We start from the raw sequence: 19310 nt of genomic DNA, 5'->3' as shown, positions 1-19310 counted from the left end.
ATCATGAATCCTACCCCGCCCACGACAGCCGTCGCCTCCGAAACGGAGCCGTTCCCCGCAGGCCCGGCCGCCCGCCGGTCCACGCGGCAGGTCCGCATCACCTGGGGCGGCAAGTCAGTCGCCGTCGGCGGCGACGCGCCGGTCATGGTGCAGTCCATGACCAACACGGATACGGCCGACGCCATCGCCACCGCGATCCAGGTCAAGGAGCTGGCACTGGCCGGATCCGAGGTCGTGCGGATCACCGTGAACACCGCCGAGGCTGCCCGCGAGGTGCCAGCGATACGCGAGCAGCTCGATCGCATGGGCGTGGACGCGCCGCTGGTGGGCGATTTCCACTACAACGGGCACAAGCTGCTGACCCAGTACCCGGAGTGCGCGCAGGCGCTGTCCAAGTACCGCATCAATCCCGGCAACATGGGCGCGGGGAAGAAGCGCGATGATAATTTCGCGCAGATGATCGAGGCGGCCTGCCGCCACGAAAAACCGGTGCGCATAGGCGTGAACTGGGGCAGCCTGGACCAGGACCTGCTGGCCCGCATGATGGACGAGAACGGCCGGCGGGCCCGGCCCTGGGATGCCCAGTCCGTCATGCGCGACGCGCTGGTGGTGTCGGCGATCGACAATGCCCGGCGCGCCGAGGAACTCGGCCTGCCGGGGGACCGCATCATCCTGTCGTGCAAGGTCAGCAACGCCCAGGACCTGATCGCGGTCTACCGCGACATTTCCCGCCGCTGCGACTACCCGCTGCACCTGGGATTGACCGAGGCGGGCATGGGCAGCAAGGGCATCGTGGCCTCGACCGCCTCGATGGGCATCCTCCTGCAGGAAGGCATAGGCGATACGATCCGCGTATCGCTTACGCCCGAGCCCAACGGCGACCGCTCGCGCGAGGTCGTGGTGGCCCAGGAGATCCTGCAAAGCCTGGGCCTGCGCGCGTTCGCGCCGGTGGTGGTCGCCTGTCCGGGCTGCGGCCGCACCAGCAGCACGGTGTTCCAGGAACTGGCGGCGGATATCCAGAGCTACCTGCGCGCGCAGATGCCCGTCTGGCGCTTGAAGTACCCGGGTGCCGAGAGCCTGCATGTCGCGGTCATGGGCTGCGTGGTCAACGGTCCGGGCGAAAGCAAGTTCGCGGATATCGGCATCAGCCTGCCGGGCACGGGCGAGCAGCCGGTCGCGCCGGTCTTCATCGACGGCCAGCGTTCGGTCACGCTCAAGGGCGAACACATCGCCCGGGAGTTCCAGGCGCTGGTGGAAACCTACGTCGAAAACCGTTATAGGAAGGAGTGACCCCCCCTACGCGCTGACGCGCACCCCCCAGGGGGCGATGCGGGTGGACCGGCAAAGCCGGATCCACCCGCATCCTGGAGGGCGCGCGAAGCGCGCAGGGGGGAGACCCAAATGGATAATAGTTTCAAGAAAGTGACCGCGATCCGCGGCATGAACGACATCCTGCCGGCCGATTCGGGCCAGTGGGAACGGCTGGAGTCGCTGGTGCGCGAATGGCTGCGCAGCTACGGCTACCGCAACCTGCGTACGCCGGTGCTGGAACAGACGCGGCTTTTCACGCGGGGGATCGGCGAAGTCACGGATATCGTCGAGAAAGAGATGTACAGCTTCACCGATTCGCTGAATGGCGAGTCGTTGACGATGCGTCCCGAGTTCACCGCCGGCATGGTGCGCGCGACGATCGAGCACAACCTGACCTACGACCGGCCCCAGCGCGTGTTCGCGATCGGGCCGGTGTTCCGCCATGAGCGCCCGCAACGCGGCCGCTACCGCCAGTTCCACCAGATCGACGTGGAAGCCCTGGGGTTCGCCGGGCCGGACGTCGATGTCGAATTGATTCTCATGCTGGCGCGGCTCTGGAAAATCCTGGGACTGGCGGACGTCCGGCTGGAGATCAATTCGCTGGGTTCGGCCGAGGAGCGCCTGGCGCACCGGCAGGCCCTGATCGGCTACCTGGAAGGGTTCAAGGACCAACTGGACGAAGACGGCCAACGCCGGCTCTATACGAATCCGCTGCGTGTCCTGGACACCAAGAATCCCGCGCTGCAGGAAATGGCCGACAACGCGCCCCGCCTGCTGGACTATCTGGGCGAGGCATCGTTGGCCCATTTCGACGGCGTGCGCCAGCGGCTGGAGGAAGCGGGCATCGCGTACCGGGTGAACCCCAGGCTGGTGCGAGGCCTCGACTACTACAACCTGACCGTGTTCGAATGGGTGACCGACCGCCTCGGCGCCCAGGGCACGGTTTGCGGCGGCGGCCGCTACGACGGGCTGGTGTCGCTGCTGGGCGGCAAGCCGACGCCGGCGGTGGGCTTCGCCATCGGCGTCGAGCGCCTGCTGGACCTGTGGTCCCAGGTGCAGCCCGCGGAACCGCAGCCCGAGTGCGACGTCTATGTGTTGCACCAGGGCGAACCCGCGGCGCGCGCGGCGATGAAGCTGGCCGAGAGCCTGCGCGACGCCGGCCTGGACGTCATCCTGCATTGCGGCGGCGGCAGCTTCAAGTCACAGATGAAGCGCGCCGACGGCAGCGGGGCGGAATACGCCGTCATCCTGGGCGAAGACGAGCTGGCCGAAGGCGCGGCCAGCGTCAAGGCGCTGCGGGCCGAAGGCGTGGCCCAGCGGCGCGTCGCCATGGCCGGGCTGCCGGCTTTCCTGGTCGACGAACTGGCCGGGGCCGGTGGTCCCGAATAGCCGCCTGACCGGGCCTGGATACGAAGCGGCGCCGAATCCGTTAATCTTGCGGCTCTCGGAGTCCGCGCGGGCCCTCGGCCGGCCCGCTGCAACTCTTGCGATCACCACATCAACCGGGGCATAAATGGCCTACGACATCGAAGAACAGGAACAACTGGAATCCCTCAAGGCATGGTGGGCGAAGTACGGAAACTTCATCCTTGCCGTTGCGACCATCGTGCTGCTGGCCGCTGCCGCCTGGAACGGCTGGCAGTGGTACCAGCGCAGCCAGGCCGCGAACGCGCTGGCCCAGTTCGAAGTCCTGGAGAAAGCGGCCGAGGCGGGTGACCTGACCCGTGTCAAGGATTCCGCCGGCACCATTCTCGAGCAGTATTCCGGCACGGGCTACGCCCCGCGCGCCGCGCTGCTGGCGGCCCATGCCTACGAGAAGGCCGGCGACGTCCGATCGGCGCGCGCCCAGTTGCAATGGGTGGCCGATCGCAGTGGCGACGAAGCCCTGGCCGCCGTGGCCCGCCTGCGGCTGGCCGGCCTGCTGCTGGACGAGAAAAGCTACGACGAGGCGCTGAACGCGCTGGCGTCGCCGCCCCCCGCGGCTTTCGCCGCCTTGTACGCCGACCGCCGGGGCGACGTGCTGGCGGGGCAGGGCAAGCGGGACGAGGCGCGCAAGGCCTATGAAGAGGCGCTCGCCAAGCTCGATGCCTCGACCGAACTGCGATCGTCCATCCAACTGAAACTCGATGCCCTGGGAGGCGCTTGATGAAGTTGCATAACGGCTTTACCGGCGAGCGCCAGGGCTGGCGCCATCTACGTCGCGCTGTCACGGTGGCGGCCGTGCTCGCGCTCGGGGGATGTTCCTTGTTCTCGAGCGAAAAGCCGCGCTATCCGCCGGCCCCGCTCACGAACTTCAATGCCACGCTGCCGGTCAGCAGCGGCTGGTCGGTGTCGGTGGGCAGCAAGGGCGGCGTGGGCTTCGTGCCGGTGGTCGTCGGCGATGCCGTCTACGCCGCCACGGGCAACGGTTCGGTCGGCAAATATGCGCTGGCCACCGGCGCCGAGATCTGGCGATCGTCGGCCAAGGTCGATCTGTCGGCAGGGGTGGGCAGCGACGGCCGCGTGACGGCGGTCGCGACACCGCGCGGCGAAGTGATCGCCTTCGACGACACCGGCGCGATCAAGTGGCGTGCCCAGTCCTCCAGCGAAATCACCATCCCGCCCCTGGTGGGCGATGGCCTGGTGGTGGTGCGCAGCGGCGACTATCGCATCCAGGCCTACGATGCCGACAGCGGCAAGCGCCGCTGGAGCGTCCAGCGCCCGGGACCGGCCCTGGCCCTGCGCGCTCCGGGTGAAATGCTGCTGTCCGGCGGCTACGTATTCACCGGCCTGCCGGGCGGCAAGCTGATCGCCATCGCCACGAACAACGGCGCGGTGCGCTGGGAAGGCACGGTCGCCAACCCCAGCGGCGCGAGCGAACTCGAGCGCGTGGCCGACGTGGTCGGCGCCCCCGTCATCTCGGGCCGCCAACTGTGCGCCGTCACCTACCAGGGCCGCATCAATTGTTTCGACGTGGGGTCGGGCAATTCGACCTGGTCGCGCGAGTTCTCCAGCGTGACGGGCCTGGGGGCCGACGTGCGCTTCGCCTACGCGGCGAACGACCGCAGCGTGGTCTTCGGCTTCGCCCTGGACAGCGGCGCGAACATCTGGAAGCAGGACGTCCTGCAAAATCGCGGCCTGACCGCGCCGGCTTCCGTGGGCCGCGCCATCGCCCTGGGCGACTACCAGGGCTACGTACATTTCCTGCAACGCGAGGACGGAACCCTGCTGGCGCGCATCGCGACCGACGGCAGCGCCATCCTTTCCCAGCCCGTGGCGACCGACCGCGGGGTGCTGGTGCAGACATCCAGGGGTAATCTCACCCTGATCAATGTCGGTCAATGAGCAAGGCTTTTCGACGATGAAACCCGCAGTATTCAAACCGGTGGTCGTCCTGGTGGGACGACCCAACGTGGGCAAGTCCACGTTGTTCAACCGGCTGACCCGCTCGCGCGATGCGCTCGTGGCCGATTTTCCCGGGCTCACGCGCGATCGCCACTATGGCGAGGGCAGGGTGGGGGATCACCCCTTCATCGTCGTGGACACCGGCGGTTTCGAGCCGGTGGCCAAGAACGGCATCATGGCCGAGATGGCCAGGCAGACCGTGCAGGCGGTGGACGAGGCCGATGTCATCGTCTTCCTGACCGATGGGCGCGCCGGCCTGACCGGCCATGACCGCGAGATCGCCGAGCGCCTGCGCCGTTCCGGGCGCAAGGTGCTGCTGGCGGTCAACAAGGTGGAGGGCATGTCGCGCGCCTCCGCGGCGGCCGAGTTCTACGAACTGGGGCTGGGCGAACCGCACGCGATCTCGTCCGCCCACGGCGATGGCGTGGTGGACCTGATCGAGGAGGCGCTGCAAGGCCTGGTCGAGCCAGCCGCCGAGGCGGACGCGGATGGCGACGGCACCGAGCAGGCGGCGGGCGACGAAGATTTCGTTCCTGTCGATGCGGTCGACCACCGCATCAAGCTGGCCATCGTCGGACGCCCCAACGTCGGCAAGTCCACGCTGGTGAACACGTTGCTGGGGGAGGAGCGGGTCATCGCCTTCGACCAGCCGGGCACGACCCGGGATGCCATCGAGATCGAGTTCGAGCGCGGTGGACGCCGTTACACGCTGATCGATACCGCCGGGCTGCGCAAGCGCGGCAAGGTATTCGAGGCGATCGAGAAGTTCTCGGTCATCAAGACGCTGCAGGCCATCGAGGCCAGCAACGTCGTGCTGCTGATGCTGGACGGCAGCGCGGAGATCTCCGAGCAGGACGCCCATATCGCCGGCTTCGTGCTGGAGACCGGACGGGCGCTCGTGGTGGCGATCAACAAATGGGACCAGGCCGACAGCGAGCGCCGCGACGAAATCAAGCGGGAGTTCGAGCGCAAGCTGCGGTTTCTCTCGTTCGCCAAGATGCATACGGTCTCGGCGCTGCGAGGCGCCGGCATCGGGCCGCTGCTCAAGTCCATCGAAGCGGCCCACGCGGCGGCCTTCGCCAAGCTGTCCACGCCCAAGCTGACTCGCACGCTGCAAGCCGCGGTCGAGCAGCAGCAGCCGCCGCGCAAGGGAATTTTCCGGCCCAAGCTGCGCTATGCTCACCAGGGCGGGCAGAACCCGCCCCTGATCGTGATACACGGCAGCGCGCTGGACGAGATCCCGGATTCGTACCGCCGATTCCTCGAAGCCCGTTTCCGGGAAACTTTCCGGCTCGACGGCACTCCATTGAAGATCGAGTTCAGAAACTCGAGAAATCCTTATCTCGACAAGGCGGGGTAACCGAGTATCTTCCGGGACGTGCTCTTGTGGGAACGCCAATGCGTCCCCACATGGAAAACGGGGAAAAAAGCGGTCTGCTTCTCAGTTTTTAGATTCGCTAGTTTCCCTGGGGAAAACCCGGTACAGTAACAGAGTTGGCATCCGCCAAGAAAAACACATCCAGGAGCCCACTAATGAGCAATAAAGGGCAATTGCTACAAGACCCGTTTCTTAACGTGCTGCGTAAAGAACACGTACCTGTTTCCATTTACCTCGTCAACGGCATCAAGCTGCAAGGCCAGATCGAATCCTTCGATCAATACGTGGTCCTGCTGCGCAACACCGTGACGCAAATGGTCTACAAACACGCCATCTCGACCGTCGTGCCCTCGCGTCCGGTCAACTTCCAGGTTGAGTCAGCTGCAGACTAATCCCATGCCCTCCGGGCAGAACCACGGGCCGCTGATGCGCGCGCTGATCGTCAGCGTGGATTTCGGCGAGCCCGAGTTCCAGGCCCAGACCGACGAATTCATCATGCTGGCCAACGGCGCCGGCGCGCAGATCGTCGACACCATCATTGCCCGCCGGTCGCGGCCGGACGCGGCACTTTTCGTGGGGTCGGGCAAGGCGGAGGAAATCGCCCTGGCGGCAGAAGCCGGCCAGGCCGAGATCATCCTGTTCAACCACAACCTGACGCCCGCGCAGCAGCGCAACCTCGAACGCGCCCTGAAGATACGGGTGGTGGACCGGGTCGCGCTCATCCTGGACATCTTCGCGCTCCGCGCCCAGAGCCACGAGGGCAAGCTCCAGGTCGAACTGGCGCAGTTGCAGCACCTGGCGACGCGCCTGACCCGGATGTGGTCCCACCTGGAACGCCAGCGCGGCGGCATAGGCATGCGCGGCCCCGGCGAATCCCAGTTGGAAATGGACCGCCGCATGATCGGCGACAAGGTCCGCTACCTGCGCGAGCGCCTCGACAAACTCGAGCGCCAACGCCAGACCCAGCGCCGTTCGCGCGCGCGGGGCGGGACGTTCTCGGTCTCGCTGGTGGGCTATACGAACGCCGGCAAGTCCACGCTGTTCAATGCGCTGACCCGCGCGGAAGTCTACGCGGCCGACCAGCTCTTCGCCACGCTGGATACGACGACCCGGCGCATCTGGATCGAAGGAGCCGGCTCGGTCGTCGTGTCCGACACGGTCGGCTTCATCCGCGAGCTGCCGCATACCCTCATCGCCGCGTTCAAGGCCACGCTGGAGGAAACCGTCCACGCCGACCTGCTGCTGCATGTCGTGGATGCGTCCAGTCCCCAGCGCGACGAGCAGATCGCCCAGGTCGACAAGGTCCTGGAGGAGATCGGGGCGGCGGACATCCCGCGCATCCTGGTCTACAACAAGATCGACCGCAGCAGCCACGAGGCGGGAATCGAGCGCGACGAGCATGGTACGATCTCGCGAGTGTTCGTCAGCGCGATCGAACGTACCGGCCTGGATGCACTGCGGGGTGCGCTTGTCGAGGCCGGACAAACAGATCCCGTGGTCGCGGGTAATAATAGTAGCGACCCACGCTTTCGTACGCTGTCTTCGTCCGTCGGCCCTACGGCTGACGCCCGATCCTAGGCGACGGGTTTTGCCCGTCCGCTCTGCTTACTACAAAGATGCGTCTGCCTGCGATAACTCGAATATTCAATCTAAACGACTCGAACTGGGGCCGCGGAAGCGGCGGTGGCTCCGGCAACGAGCCTCCCCGGCGTCCGCAAAACGACGGACGGGACAACAACAGCGGCGGACCGCCCGACCTCGACGAGTTGTGGCGCGATTTCAACCGCAGGCTGAGCGGGTTGTTCGGCCGTAAGCCGTCGGGCCCTCCCGGCGGCGGCAACAATGGCGGTCGCCGCTTCTCCCCGTCCTCGCGAGGCACGGGGGTCGGCCTGCTGGTCGTCGTGGTCGTGGTGGCCTTGCTGTGGCTGGCCTCGGGCTTCTTCATCGTCCAGGAAGGGCAGGTCGCGGTCATCACGCAGTTCGGCAAATACAAGGAAACCACGCGGGCCGGTTTCCAGTGGCGCCTGCCGTACCCCATCCAGAGCCACGAGACCGTCAATCTCTCGCAACTGCGCACCATCGAGGTGGGCTTCCGCAATACCTCGCGCAGCAAGGTGTTGCAGGAGTCCCTGATGTTGACCGACGACGAGAACATCGTCGACATGCAGTTCGTGGTCCAGTACCGGCTGAAGGAAACAGGCGCGCGCGACTACCTCTTCAACAATCGCGGGCCCGACGAAGCCGTCAAGCAGGCCGCCGAGACCGCCATGCGCGAGATCGTCGGCAAGAAGAAGATGGACTTCGTGCTGTACGAAGGACGTACGGAAGTCGCCACGGAAGTCGCGGCGCTGATGCAGCAGATCATGGATCTGTACCGTACGGGCGTGCTGATCAGCACCGTGGCGATCCAGAATGCCCAGCCGCCCGAACAGGTGCAGGCCGCGTTCGACGATGCCGTCAAGGCCGGGCAGGACCGCGAACGCCAGATCAACGAAGGCCAGGCCTATGCCAACGACGTGATTCCCCGGGCGGCGGGCGCTGCGTCGCGCCTGGTCCAGGAAGCCGAGGCCTACCGTGAACGCATCCTCGAGAATGCCGAGGGCGATGCCGCGCGCTTCTCCCAGGTCCTGACCGAGTACAGGAAGGCGCCGCAGGTCACGCGGGACCGCCTCTACCTCGAGACCATGCAGCAGGTCTACACCAACACCTCGAAGGTGCTGGTCGATACGCGCAACGGCAGCAACCTGCTGTACCTGCCGCTGGACAAGCTGATGCAGCAAGTGTCGCAGGAAACCTCGGCCGGGGCGCGCTCGCCGTCCGCCGCGGGCGGTTCCTCGTCCGTCAACGTGCCGCCGCCGCTGGCTGGCAGCGTGCTGCCGGAAGCCGGACGCGACGCGCTGCGCTCGCGGGACCGCAACAGATAATTGAGAAGGAATAACATGGACCGTTTGATTCCTGCGGTGATCGGTCTGCTCGTGGGGTTGGCCGTATTGTCGTCGTGCGTGTTCGTGGTCAACGAGCGCAACTATGCCGTCGTCTTTGCCCTGGGCGAAATCAAGGAAGTCATCGACGAACCCGGCCTGTACTTCAAGCTGCCGCCGCCGTTCCAGAACGTGCAACAGTTCGACAAGCGCATCCTGACCATCGACTCGGCCGACAGCGAGCGGGTGCAGACCTCGGAAAAGAAGAACCTGCTGATCGACGCCTTCGTGAAGTGGCGTATCGCCAATCCGCGCACCTACTACGTTACCTTCGGCGGCAACGAGCGCGCGGCGCAGGAGCGCCTGCTGGCCCTGATCCGCGATGCCCTGAACGCCTCGATCAACCGTCGTACCGTGAACGACGTCACCTCCAAGGAGCGTGACAAGATCATGCAGGAGATCCGCACCAACACCGAGTCGGCGGCCAAGCAATTGGGCGTGGAGATCGTCGACGTGCGGCTCAAGCGTGTCGATTTCGCGCCCGAGATCTCCGAATCGGTCTACCGCCGGATGGAGGCCGAGCGCAAGCGCGTGGCCAACGAGCAGCGCTCCATCGGCGCCGCCGAAGGCGAGAAGATCCGCGCTGACGCCGACCGCCAGCGGGAAGTCATCCTGGCTGAAGCCTACCGCAAGGCCCAGGAAACCAAGGGCGAAGGCGACGCCAAGGCCTCGGCCGTCTATGCGCAGGCCTTCGGCCAGGACCGCGAGTTCTATCGCTTCTACAAGAGCCTGGAAGCCTACCGCAGCTCGTTCGGCTCGAAGTCCGACATGCTGGTGGTGGACCCGAGCTCCGATTTCTTCCGCTTCATGAAATCGCCGGCTGTGAATTGAGTCCCCCCCTACGCGCTGACGCGCGCCCCCCAGGGGGCGGCACTGGCGGACCGGCGGAGCCGGATCCGCTGTGCCCTGGGTCTGGGGACGCTCAGGAAATAAAAACGGCCTTGCGTCAAGCAAGGCCGTTTTTATTTTCAACCGAACCGGATGCCAGGCAGTATCGCCAGTCCCCGCCAGCCCGTTGGTACCCCAGGATGCGGTGGATCCGGCTTTGCCGGTCCACCCGCATCGCCCCCTGGGGGGCGCCCGAAGGGCGTAGGGGGGGGATTCCCTACTCAGGGGTAATGCCGGCGGAGGTGACGACGGCGCGCCATTGGGGGATTTCCTTACGGATGCGATCGGCCATTTCCTGGGGCGTGCCGGGCAGGAGCTCCACGCCCAGGTCGACGAATTTGTCGTGCGTGGCCGGTTGCTTCAGGATGCGGACGACCTCGCGGTTCAACCGCGCGACGATGGGCGCCGGCATGCCGGCCGGGCCGGCGAGAGCGAACCAGACGTTGGCGCTGAAACCCGGCAGCGTTTCGTTCACGGTGGGCAGGTCCGGCATGATCTCGGTGCGTTTTTCGCCCGTGGAGGCCAGTGCGGTGAGCTTGCCGGCGCGGACATGGGGCAGGGAAGAAGCGCCGCCTTCGAACATCATGTTGACCTGGCCGGCGATCAGGTCCGTGCTGGCATTGGAGCTGCCTTTGTAGGGCACGTGCAGGATATCTACGCCAGCCTGTTTCTTGAACATTTCCGCCAGCAGGTGCTGCGAGCTGCCGGCGCCGAGCGAGGCATAGGTGTATTTGCCGGGCGAGGCCTTGGCGGCCGCGATGAGGTCGCTCACGGTGCGCATGGGCAGGGCCTTGTTCACCACCAGGTAGGTCGGGGTGTCGAACAGCATGGTGATGGGGCTGAAGTCCCGCTGCGAATCGTAAGGCAGTTGCTTGCGCAGGACCGTGTTGAACACCATGGCGCTTTGCGTGGCGATGAGCAGGGTGTAGCCGTCGGGCTGCGCCTTGGCCACGGTTTCGGCGGCGATGGTCTGGCTGGCGCCGGGACGGTTCTCCACGATCACCGGCTGGCCGACGGTTGCCGACAACTGCTGGGCGATGTAGCGGGCGAAGGTGTCTCCCAGGCCGCCTGCCGAATGCGGGGAGACGATACGTATCGGTTTGACCGGATAGTCGGCGGCGTCCTGGGCGGAAGCGGGTTGCCAGGTGAGCAGGCCCGCCGTGGCGAGCGCCGCGAGCAGGGCATGGCGGCGGGCGGTCGGGCCGGCGGGACGCCGGGGCAGCGATTGGGTCATGGTGTGTCTCCTGTGCGGGGTCGGTCGGCTGGTCCGCCGCCCCGTCGTTTACCGTGGAAAATCAGCTGAAGTAGTAGCGGCCTTCTTCGTCCCGGGCCAGGGGGCGTTTGCCGGCGGTGTCTTCCAGCCAGCGCACGATTTCCCGGCCGTCATTGCTGTCGGTCGCGGCCATCAGCTCCTCGAAATACTTGGGGCCGTTCGCCAAGGCCTCTTCCAGGGACCCGAAGCGGGCACCCTCGAAGCGCGGCGCGGCGGGAACCCGGTACTCCAGGGGGCGTTGCGTGCCAGGGGCCAGCAAAGGCATGGTCAGATCGAAGCCTGCCTTGGCTCCCGTGCGGGCGCCGTTCAGCGAGGGGTCCAGCGGCATGGCGCGCATGCCGGTCTGTATCACCAGGTCGCGATCGGCCTGGAAGCGTGTGCCCAAGGCCCAGTCCATCTGCGCGTCCGAGAAGATGTCGATGTCCGGATCGACCACGAACACGTGCTTGACGTTCGAGAGCGAGCCGAATACCGCGGCGATGGCGTTGCGGGCTTCTCCCGGCACACGCTGCTGCAAGGCGATTCGGACGTTGAACATGCCGCCGTTGGCCGGAGCGGCGAAGACGCCCCGGACTTCCCGCACCGCGGTCTCGAGGGCGCGCCAGATCATCACCTCGGTGCGCAGCGCGTTCAACTGCGCGGTATCGGTCCAGGCCATGTTGGGACCGCTGATGGTCGCGGTCTGGAATACGGCGTCGCGCCTGCGCGTGATGGCGGTCACATGGAACAGCGGGTTCTTCTTGACCACGCCGTAGTAGCCCAGGAACTCGCCGTAGGGACCCTCGGGCTCGACGTGGCCGGCCTCGTCCAGATAGCCCTCGATGATGAATTCCGCGTCGGCCGGCACGAGCAGGTCGTTGGTCACGCACTTGACGACCGGCAGCGGCGCGGCCCGCAGGCTGGAGAGCAGGCCGAGCTCGTCGCCGGGTATACGCATGGTGGCGGCGATGTGGTCGATCGGATTCGACCCGACCGCGAAGGCGATCGGCACGCGCAGGCCGCGGCCGGACTGTTTCAAGTAGAGGGCACGCAGGTCCGACGGCGCGACCAGGTCGATTCCGGCCGTGCGGCGGCCGCGCAGCATGAGGCGGCGGACACCGACGTTGGTCCAGCCGGTGTCGGGGTCCCGGGCGAAGTCGATGGAGGCGGAAATATAGGGAGCGCCGTCCAGGCCGTGCTGCAGGTGGACCGGCAGCCGGGTCAGGTCGCAGTCCTCGCCTTGCAGGACGATCTGCTGGACGGGGGCCTGGGACGCGGGCACCTCCACGAACTCGGGCTGGTTGCGCAGCCGCCGGGCCACTTCGGCGGGCAGGTCGGCCGGCGTGGTGTTGAAGGCCAGGGCAAGCCGTTCGCGGCTGCCGGCGACGTTGCCGGACAGCGGCGTATCGGAGCCGTCCGGATGTTCGATCAGGACCGCCTTGGGGCTTTGCTCCAGGATGGCGGCTACATCGCGAAGCGCCGCTTCGGGCTGGCGCAGCAGGGCGCCATCGTCGAGGGATTCCAGGAAACGCCTGAGGCGGAAGGCCTCCAGGTCGGGCAGGGCGGTGGAAGGCGAAGGCACGGTGGTCTCCGATTACGGGTACGGGAAAAGGACGTCCGGGCCGTCGCCGTGATTTCGGCGCCGCCCATCGGTCCAGGCTGCCGCGCTATTTAAATGCACCCCATCCTTGGGCGTAAGCAAAACATTTGGATGACGTGATAGAAGATCGTGAACAATGCGTCGGCCCCGCGCCACGCAGCTTGATTTTGTCGTGATTCGAGTGGACAATAGCGTGTAAGCCAAGAGGTACGTCCGAATCATTCATTGCACCAAAGTGGTGCGCGTCGGCGACCCAAGCTTGGAAGAAGCGGTTGAGGGGCTTGCACCGTGTGCACACCCGCAGCCGCTTTTTTTTCGTCCATCGTTTTCATTAAATCGTTTGCGAGATCCCCGCATGGGCAAATGGCTGTTGCCCGAAAGCCTGGCAGATATCCTGCCGGCCGAGGCCCGGCGCATAGAAGAATTGCGCCGCTTGTTGCTGGACCTGTACCGCACCTATGGCTATGAGCTCGTCATGCCGCCGCTGGTGGAGTACCTCGACTCGCTGCTGTCGGCCAGCGGAGGCGACCTGGACCTGCACACCTTCAAACTGGTGGACCAGATGTCCGGCCGCTCGCTGGGCATCCGGGCCGACATGACGCCCCAGGTGACGCGCATCGACGCGCATCTGTTGAACCGGGCCGGCACCACCCGCCTGTGCTATTGCGGCAGTGTGCTGCACACCCTGCCGCGGGGCCTCTGGGCGACGCGCGAGCCCTTGCAGATCGGCGCCGAGCTGTACGGCCATGCCGGTCCCGAAGCCGATATCGAAGTCCTGCAACTGGCCCTGGAAAGCGTCCGGCGCGCCGGGGTGGTCGATTGCCGGGTCGATCTCAGCCATCTGGGCGTGGTGCGGGCACTGCTGGAAACCGATCCTGCCGCCGCGGCGCGCGCCGACGAGATCTTCGGCCTGCTGCGCGAGAAGGACATCCCCGGGCTGACGGCGCTGGAACCCGAACTGGCGCCGGCCACGGCCCGGGCGCTGCAAGTGCTGCCGACGCTATATGGCGAACTGGACGTGCTGGACAAGGCGCGCGCGGCGCTGCCCGCGCTGCCGCGCATCAGCCAGGCGCTGGACATGCTGGCCGGGCTGGCCAGGTCCCTGCCTGGCGTCGACATCGGTATCGACCTGGCCGACGTGCGCAGCTTCCACTATCACACCGGCGTGGTCTTCGCGGTCTATTGCGGCGGCTGGCCCAACGCGGTGGTGCGCGGCGGCCGCTATGACGATGTCGGCCGGGTATTCGGCCGGGCGCGGCCGGCCACGGGTTTCAGCCTGGATCTGCGCGAACTGGCGGGGCTGCTCGCGCCCGCCACCGCCAGCGCGGCGATACGGGCCCCATGGGGGCTCGCCCCCGATCTGGTCGAAGCCGTGCGCGCGTTGCGCGCCGCCGGCCAGATCGTGGTCCAGATCCTGCCCGGACATGAACACGATCAGCAGGAATTCGTCTGCGATCGCGAGCTGGTGCTGCGTGATGGTGCCTGGCAGGTCGAATCCCTGGCCAGCGCCGAAACCGCCGCCCGGCCATCCCCATCCACCGCAATCTGACGCCCGTCGCGGGCGGACTTTAGAGAAACAGAAGCAACATGGCTAACAACGTCGTGGTTATCGGCACCCAGTGGGGTGACGAAGGCAAAGGCAAGATCGTCGACTGGCTGGCGGAGTCCGCCCAAGGGGTGGTGCGCTTCCAGGGTGGCCACAATGCCGGCCATACCCTGTGGATCGCCGGCAAGAAGACCATCCTGCGCCTGATTCCCTCGGGCATCATGCACCCCGGCACGATCTGCTACATCGGCAACGGCGTCGTGCTGTCGCCCGAGGCGCTGCTGCGCGAGATCGAGGAACTCGAGGCCGCCGGCGTCGAAGTGCGCGCGCGCCTGCGCGTGTCCGAGGCCTGCCCGCTGATCCTGCCGTACCATGTTGCCGTGGACCAGGCTCGGGAGGCCCGCAAGGGCGCCGGCAAGATCGGCACGACCGGCCGCGGCATCGGCCCCGCCTACGAGGACAAGGTCGCGCGCCGCGCCATCCGCGTCCAGGATCTGTACGATCCGGTCTCCTTCGAAGCCAAGCTGGAAGAAGTCCTGGACTACCACAACTTCGTGCTGACCCAGTACCTGGGCGCCCAGGCCGTGGATGCCGCGCAGGTGCGCGACCAGGCAATGGCCCTGGCCCCGGTGCTCAAGCCCATGGTCGCCGACGTCGCCAATGAGCTGTACGAGGTCTCGGCCGGCGGCCAGAAACTGTTGTTCGAAGGCGCGCAAGGCGCGCTGCTGGACGTGGACCACGGCACCTATCCCTACGTCACCAGCAGCAACTGCGTGGCCGGAGCGGCGTCGGCGGGATCGGGCGTCGGGCCGCAGAAGCTCGAGTACGTGCTGGGCATCACCAAGGCCTATGCCACCCGCGTGGGATCGGGTCCGTTCCCGACCGAGCTCGACGACGACATCGGCGCGCGCCTGGCCTCGGTGGGCAAGGAGTTCGGCTCGGTCACGGGCCGGCCTCGCCGCTGCGGCTGGTTCGACGGCGCGGCGCTCAAGCGCTCGATCCGCCTGAACGGCATTTCCGGCCTGTGCATCACCAAGCTGGACGTGCTGGACGGCCTGGAGGTCATCAAGCTGGGCGTGGGCTATCGCGTCAATGGCGAGTTTCGCGACGTGCTGCCCTACGGGGCGGCTGCCGTGGCCAACAGCGAACCGGTGCTGGAAGAAATGCCTGGCTGGAGCGAATCTACTGTCGGCGTGACCGAATACGATAAACTCCCGGTCAATGCCCGACGCTACCTGGAGCGGATGGCCGAAGTCTGCGGCGTGCCGATCGACCTGGTGTCGACCGGTCCGGACCGCACCGAGACCATCGTGCTGCGGCATCCCTTCAAGGCCTGATCGGATCCGACCCCATCCTGGCGCCCCGGTCAAACCGGGGCTTTTTTACAACATCCGTACACCATGCAGCAAGATACCGACAAAGATCTCTGGATCAGCTGGGACCGCTACAACCAACTCATCGAGCAACTGGGCCTGCAGGTCCACCAGTCGGGCTGGAAGTTCGACCAGATCGTCTGCCTGGCGCGCGGCGGCATGCGCGTGGGCGACGTGCTCTCGCGCATCTACGACGTGCCGCTGGGTATCCTGGCGACCAGCAGCTACCGCGAGGCGGCGGGCACGGAGCAGGGGCGCCTGGACATCGCGCAGTTCATCACGATCACGCGCGGCACCTTGGAAGGCAGGGTGCTGCTGGTGGACGACATGGTCGATACGGGCGTGACCTTCGATCGCGTGCACCAGCATTTGCTGCAGCAATTTTCGGCCATCACGGAAATGCGGACGGCCGTGCTGTGGTTCAAGGGGCACTCGAAGGTCGTGCCCGACTACTACGTGCAGAAGCTGCCCACGAATCCGTGGATCCACCAGCCTTTCGAGGACTACGACAGCATCCGGCCGTACCAGTTGGAGGCGTGGGTCCGGAAGGGGAAGAGCGACTGATTGCCGCTGTCGACCGGTTCCGCGATGTGCCCCGTGCCGTGATGGGGCTCACGCGTGACCGTGCCTTGCGCGGCGCGAGCAGGCAACAAAAAACCCCGCCAACAGAAGTTGCGGGGTTTTGCCTGTGGATCCTTCCGGATCCGGAACTGCCATCAGTTGGTGCCCAGGAGAGGACTCGAACCTCCACGCCGCTAAGCGCTAGTACCTGAAACTAGTGCGTCTACCAATTCCGCCACCTGGGCACTGCTGCACAACCAAAAAACCCTTTGAGCGGGTATTCCAACTCGTATTGCCAACTACACGGAAGGCTTGCGCCTGCCAAGAATTGGTGCCCAGAAGAGGACTCGAACCTCCACGCCGCTAAGCGCTAGTACCTGAAACTAGTGCGTCTACCAATTCCGCCATCTGGGCATTGTCGCAACTACCTAACATTTGCTGCGGTAAACTCAAGTTATTCCTTGCGTGTACCGTTGCATGCGGGGCAGCAGCGACAGAAGCTGCGCATTATAAAGAGAACCTGAAACTTTGACAACTCGATCCCATAACAACCTTCCTTCCACGCCAGCGGATTTCGATCCCGACGTGCCCACTCGCGAGCAAATCCTCGGATTGCTGCGGGAGGCCAATGCCCCCATCGCTCCGGCGGAACTGGCGCGTCGGCTGGGCGTGGACCCGGGCAGCGTGGGGTTCGAACGACGGCTCGCCGCCATGGAGCGCGACGGCCAATTGATGCAAAACCGCAAGGGCGCGCTGCTGTTGTCGACCAAGCTCGATTTCATCGCGGGCCGGGTGCAGGGGCACCGCGACGGTTTCGGCTTCCTGATACGGGACGATGGCCAGACCGACTTGTTCCTGCCTCCCAAGGAAATGTTGAAAGTCCTCCATGGCGACCGCGTGCTGGTGCGCCTGGCCGGCAGCGACTACCGCGGCAAGCCCGAGGGCACCATCGTCGAAGTTCTGGAGCGGCGCACCAACAAGCTGGTGGGGCGCTATCTGCACGAGCGGGGCCTGTCCCTGGTCGTGCCTGAAGACCAGCGCATCAAGCACGACATACTCGTGCCGCCGGGAGAAACCGGCCAGGCGCAGCATGGCCAGGTCGTCACGGTGGAGATCATCGAGCAGCCGACCCGGCATACGCAGCCGCTGGGCCGCGTGGTCGAGATCCTGGGCGAAATCGACGATCCCGGCATGGAAATCGAGATCGCCGTCCGCAAGTTCGACGTCCCGCACGAGTTCTCGGACAAGGCGCTCGCGCGGGCCGAGCGCCTGCCGGCCGAAGTGGTCAAGGGCGACCTGGCCGGCCGGTACGATCTGCGTGACGTGCCGCTGATCACCATCGACGGCGAAGACGCGCGCGACTTCGACGACGCCGTCTACTGCGAACGGGTGGAGCTGGGCACGGAGACCCGCAAACGGGCAGGGTGGCGGCTCATCGTCGCCATCGCGGACGTGGCGCATTACGTCACGCCCGGCGATGCGCTGGATGCCGACGCGCTGGAGCGAAGCACCAGCGTGTACTTTCCGCGCAAGGTCATTCCCATGCTGCCGGAGAAGCTGTCCAACGGACTGTGTTCGCTGAATCCCAGCGTCGACCGGCTGGTGCTGGTGTGCGACATGGTGATACCCGCGACCGGCGCCAAGGCAGGAACGGTCCAGGCCTACCAGTTCTACAACGCGGTCATGCATTCGCATGCGCGCACCACCTATACCGAGGTCTGGGCCGCGCTGCAGCAGCAGGACGGGCCGGCCGCGCGCAAACACGCTGGCGTGTTGCCGCAGATCCAGGACCTGTACGCGCTGTACCAGTTGTTGGCGCAGGCCCGCGAGAAGCGGGGCGCGATCGATTTCGATACGGTCGAGACCAAAATCGTCTGCAACGAACTGGGCCGCATCCAGAGCATCGTTCCCTATGTGCGCAACGATGCCCACAAGCTGATCGAGGAATGCATGCTGGCCGCCAACACTTGCGCGGCCGACTTCATGGAGCGCAGCAAACATCCCGGGCTGTACCGGATCCACGAGGGGCCCACTCCGGAAAAACTGCAGGCCTTGCGCGACTTCCTGAAGACACTGAGCCTGCAGCTTGGCGGCGGCGACAAGCCGGCCGCGGCCGATTATTCGGCGCTACTGGCGAACGCCAAGAACCGGCCGGACGCGCCGCTGCTGCAGACCATGGCGCTGCGCTCCATGCAGCAGGCCATGTACAGTCCCGACAACGTCGGCCACTTCGGCCTGGCCTATCCCGCCTATGCCCACTTCACCTCGCCCATCCGGCGTTATCCCGATCTGCTCACCCACCGCGTGATCAAGGCGCTGCTGCACGGCAAGCGCTATGTTCCCAACGCTCTGGAAGAGATGCAGGTCATGCCCGGCACGGCCAAGGAACAGGAGCACGCGCTTTGGGAAAAACTGGGCCTGTTCTGCTCCGCCAACGAGCGGCGCGCCGATGATGCCTCGCGCGATGTCGAGGCCTGGCTCAAGTGCTGGTACATGCGCGAGCGCGTGGGCGACGTGTTTAGCGGCACGGTCACCGGCGTCGCGCCGTTCGGTGTGTTCGTCACGCTGGACGAACTCCACGTCGAAGGGCTGGTGCATGTGTCCGAGCTCGGCGCGGAGTATTTCCAGTTCAACGACGGCCTGCACGAACTGCGTGGCGAGCGCACGGGCATGCGTTTTCGCCTGACCGACAAGATGCAGGTGCAGGTGGCGCGTGTCGATCTCGAGGCCCGGCGTATCGAATTCAAACTGGTCAAGGGCGTGACCTACGAGGGACTGCGCAAGGCGATCAAACGCGACAATGCGCCGGCGCCCGAGCGCAAGCCGGCCAAACCCAAGGCCGTGCTGCTGACCGACATGTCCAAGATGCCGAAGGGCAAGAAGGCCTCGCCCAAGACCCTCGCCACGCCGGAGAAAACCCCCAGCGCACGCAGCGGCAAGCGCGCGGCGGCCAAGCACGGCCGCAGCAAGCGGCACTGAATCTCTGGTCTAATGATGGCATTGGGGGGGGGGGGGGGGGGGGGGGGGGGGGGGGTT

The 19310-nt window shown here is 66.0% G+C and carries 15 protein-coding genes and 2 tRNA genes; 13 read left to right on the top strand and 4 right to left on the bottom strand.

Going from position 1 to position 19310, the window contains the following annotated elements; genetic code table 11:
- Positions 1-3: 3 nt before the first annotated feature.
- From ispG to hflC, 9 genes are all read left to right on the top strand, one after another.
- Positions 4-1290, top strand: a complete 1287-nt coding sequence (gene ispG / locus AC1Q6E_RS03730) for a flavodoxin-dependent (E)-4-hydroxy-3-methylbut-2-enyl-diphosphate synthase (RefSeq protein WP_492572225.1) — start codon at positions 4-6, stop codon at positions 1288-1290.
- A gap of 111 nt (positions 1291-1401) precedes the next feature.
- Positions 1402-2700 carry a histidine--tRNA ligase gene (gene hisS, locus AC1Q6E_RS03725; protein WP_296555441.1) on the top strand — a complete coding sequence of 433 codons (1299 nt, stop codon included), beginning with the start codon at positions 1402-1404 and terminating at the stop codon, positions 2698-2700.
- 124 nt (positions 2701-2824) lie between these two features.
- Positions 2825-3457: a YfgM family protein gene (locus AC1Q6E_RS03720; RefSeq protein ID WP_152795230.1), complete on the top strand. Its 633-nt coding sequence runs from the start codon at positions 2825-2827 to the stop codon at positions 3455-3457.
- Entirely contained in the window at positions 3457-4635 is a 1179-nt protein-coding gene (gene bamB, locus AC1Q6E_RS03715) for an outer membrane protein assembly factor BamB (protein ID WP_152795232.1), read from the top strand. The genes AC1Q6E_RS03720 and bamB overlap by 1 nt, the downstream gene beginning before the upstream one ends.
- Positions 4636-4651: 16 nt before the next feature.
- Positions 4652-6055, top strand: coding sequence for a ribosome biogenesis GTPase Der (der, locus tag AC1Q6E_RS03710; RefSeq protein WP_152795234.1), 1404 nt, complete (start codon positions 4652-4654; stop codon positions 6053-6055).
- Positions 6056-6228: 173 nt separating this feature from the next.
- Positions 6229-6465 (top strand): RNA chaperone Hfq, encoded by a 237-nt coding sequence (gene hfq, locus AC1Q6E_RS03705; protein WP_152795236.1) that lies wholly within the window; start codon positions 6229-6231, stop codon positions 6463-6465.
- A 34-nt stretch (positions 6466-6499) separates the two neighbouring features.
- Positions 6500-7651, top strand: a complete 1152-nt coding sequence (gene hflX / locus AC1Q6E_RS03700) for a GTPase HflX (RefSeq protein WP_152797701.1) — start codon at positions 6500-6502, stop codon at positions 7649-7651.
- A 44-nt stretch (positions 7652-7695) separates the two neighbouring features.
- Entirely contained in the window at positions 7696-8997 is a 1302-nt protein-coding gene (gene hflK / locus AC1Q6E_RS03695) for an FtsH protease activity modulator HflK (protein ID WP_152797702.1), read from the top strand.
- A gap of 15 nt (positions 8998-9012) precedes the next feature.
- Positions 9013-9885 carry a protease modulator HflC gene (hflC, locus tag AC1Q6E_RS03690; protein ID WP_152795238.1) on the top strand — a complete coding sequence of 291 codons (873 nt, stop codon included), beginning with the start codon at positions 9013-9015 and terminating at the stop codon, positions 9883-9885.
- Between the two features lie 274 nt (positions 9886-10159).
- Here hflC and AC1Q6E_RS03685 read toward each other — a convergent pair whose 3' ends face one another.
- Together AC1Q6E_RS03685 and AC1Q6E_RS03680 are read right to left on the bottom strand one after the other, a co-directional pair.
- Complete coding sequence (locus AC1Q6E_RS03685) at positions 10160-11176, bottom strand: Bug family tripartite tricarboxylate transporter substrate binding protein (RefSeq protein ID WP_152795240.1); 1017 nt, start codon at positions 11174-11176, stop codon at positions 10160-10162.
- A gap of 61 nt (positions 11177-11237) precedes the next feature.
- Positions 11238-12776: a UbiD family decarboxylase gene (locus AC1Q6E_RS03680; RefSeq protein ID WP_296555445.1), complete on the bottom strand. Its 1539-nt coding sequence runs from the start codon at positions 12774-12776 to the stop codon at positions 11238-11240.
- A 373-nt stretch (positions 12777-13149) separates the two neighbouring features.
- On the opposite strand from AC1Q6E_RS03680, the gene AC1Q6E_RS03675 reads away from it, so the two are divergent.
- The 3 genes from AC1Q6E_RS03675 to AC1Q6E_RS03665 all read left to right on the top strand — a co-directional run bounded on the left by AC1Q6E_RS03675 (position 13150) and on the right by AC1Q6E_RS03665 (position 16277).
- Positions 13150-14343, top strand: a complete 1194-nt coding sequence (locus AC1Q6E_RS03675; protein ID WP_152795242.1) for an ATP phosphoribosyltransferase regulatory subunit — start codon at positions 13150-13152, stop codon at positions 14341-14343.
- Between the two features lie 38 nt (positions 14344-14381).
- Complete coding sequence (locus AC1Q6E_RS03670; protein ID WP_152795244.1) at positions 14382-15677, top strand: adenylosuccinate synthase; 1296 nt, start codon at positions 14382-14384, stop codon at positions 15675-15677.
- Between the two features lie 63 nt (positions 15678-15740).
- The gene (locus tag AC1Q6E_RS03665; RefSeq protein ID WP_130358624.1) at positions 15741-16277 is read left to right on the top strand and encodes a phosphoribosyltransferase; all 537 of its coding nucleotides are present in this window, start codon (positions 15741-15743) and stop codon (positions 16275-16277) included.
- 157 nt (positions 16278-16434) lie between these two features.
- On the opposite strand, the gene AC1Q6E_RS03660 is transcribed toward AC1Q6E_RS03665, so the two are convergent.
- Positions 16435-16519: transfer RNA gene (locus AC1Q6E_RS03660), tRNA-Leu, on the bottom strand.
- An 84-nt stretch (positions 16520-16603) separates the two neighbouring features.
- Positions 16604-16688 (bottom strand) — tRNA-Leu (locus AC1Q6E_RS03655).
- A gap of 114 nt (positions 16689-16802) precedes the next feature.
- Between AC1Q6E_RS03655 and rnr the strand changes: the two genes are divergently transcribed.
- The gene (gene rnr, locus AC1Q6E_RS03650) at positions 16803-19253 is read left to right on the top strand and encodes a ribonuclease R (RefSeq protein ID WP_152795246.1); all 2451 of its coding nucleotides are present in this window, start codon (positions 16803-16805) and stop codon (positions 19251-19253) included.
- Positions 19254-19310: the final 57 nt, after the last annotated feature.

The sequence above is a fragment of the Pigmentiphaga sp. MLSB6-MA01 genome (genome assembly GCF_058793475.1).
Note: the sequence above shows the minus strand (reverse complement) of the source record. Positions and strands in the feature narration are given on the sequence as shown.

What these genes read in the sequence shown, in the direction of transcription:
- ispG (WP_492572225.1), top strand. Translation starts at nt 4, where the DNA reads ATGAATCCTACCCCGCCCACGACAGCCGTCGCCTCCGAAACGGAGCCG.
- hisS (WP_296555441.1), top strand. Translation starts at nt 1,402, where the DNA reads ATGGATAATAGTTTCAAGAAAGTGACCGCGATCCGCGGCATGAACGAC.
- AC1Q6E_RS03720 (WP_152795230.1), top strand. Translation starts at nt 2,825, where the DNA reads ATGGCCTACGACATCGAAGAACAGGAACAACTGGAATCCCTCAAGGCA.
- bamB (WP_152795232.1), top strand. Translation starts at nt 3,457, where the DNA reads ATGAAGTTGCATAACGGCTTTACCGGCGAGCGCCAGGGCTGGCGCCAT.
- der (WP_152795234.1), top strand. Translation starts at nt 4,652, where the DNA reads ATGAAACCCGCAGTATTCAAACCGGTGGTCGTCCTGGTGGGACGACCC.
- hfq (WP_152795236.1), top strand. Translation starts at nt 6,229, where the DNA reads ATGAGCAATAAAGGGCAATTGCTACAAGACCCGTTTCTTAACGTGCTG.
- hflX (WP_152797701.1), top strand. Translation starts at nt 6,500, where the DNA reads ATGCGCGCGCTGATCGTCAGCGTGGATTTCGGCGAGCCCGAGTTCCAG.
- hflC (WP_152795238.1), top strand. Translation starts at nt 9,013, where the DNA reads ATGGACCGTTTGATTCCTGCGGTGATCGGTCTGCTCGTGGGGTTGGCC.
- AC1Q6E_RS03685 (WP_152795240.1), bottom strand. Translation starts at nt 11,176, where the DNA reads ATGACCCAATCGCTGCCCCGGCGTCCCGCCGGCCCGACCGCCCGCCGC.
- AC1Q6E_RS03675 (WP_152795242.1), top strand. Translation starts at nt 13,150, where the DNA reads ATGGGCAAATGGCTGTTGCCCGAAAGCCTGGCAGATATCCTGCCGGCC.
- AC1Q6E_RS03670 (WP_152795244.1), top strand. Translation starts at nt 14,382, where the DNA reads ATGGCTAACAACGTCGTGGTTATCGGCACCCAGTGGGGTGACGAAGGC.
- AC1Q6E_RS03665 (WP_130358624.1), top strand. Translation starts at nt 15,741, where the DNA reads ATGCAGCAAGATACCGACAAAGATCTCTGGATCAGCTGGGACCGCTAC.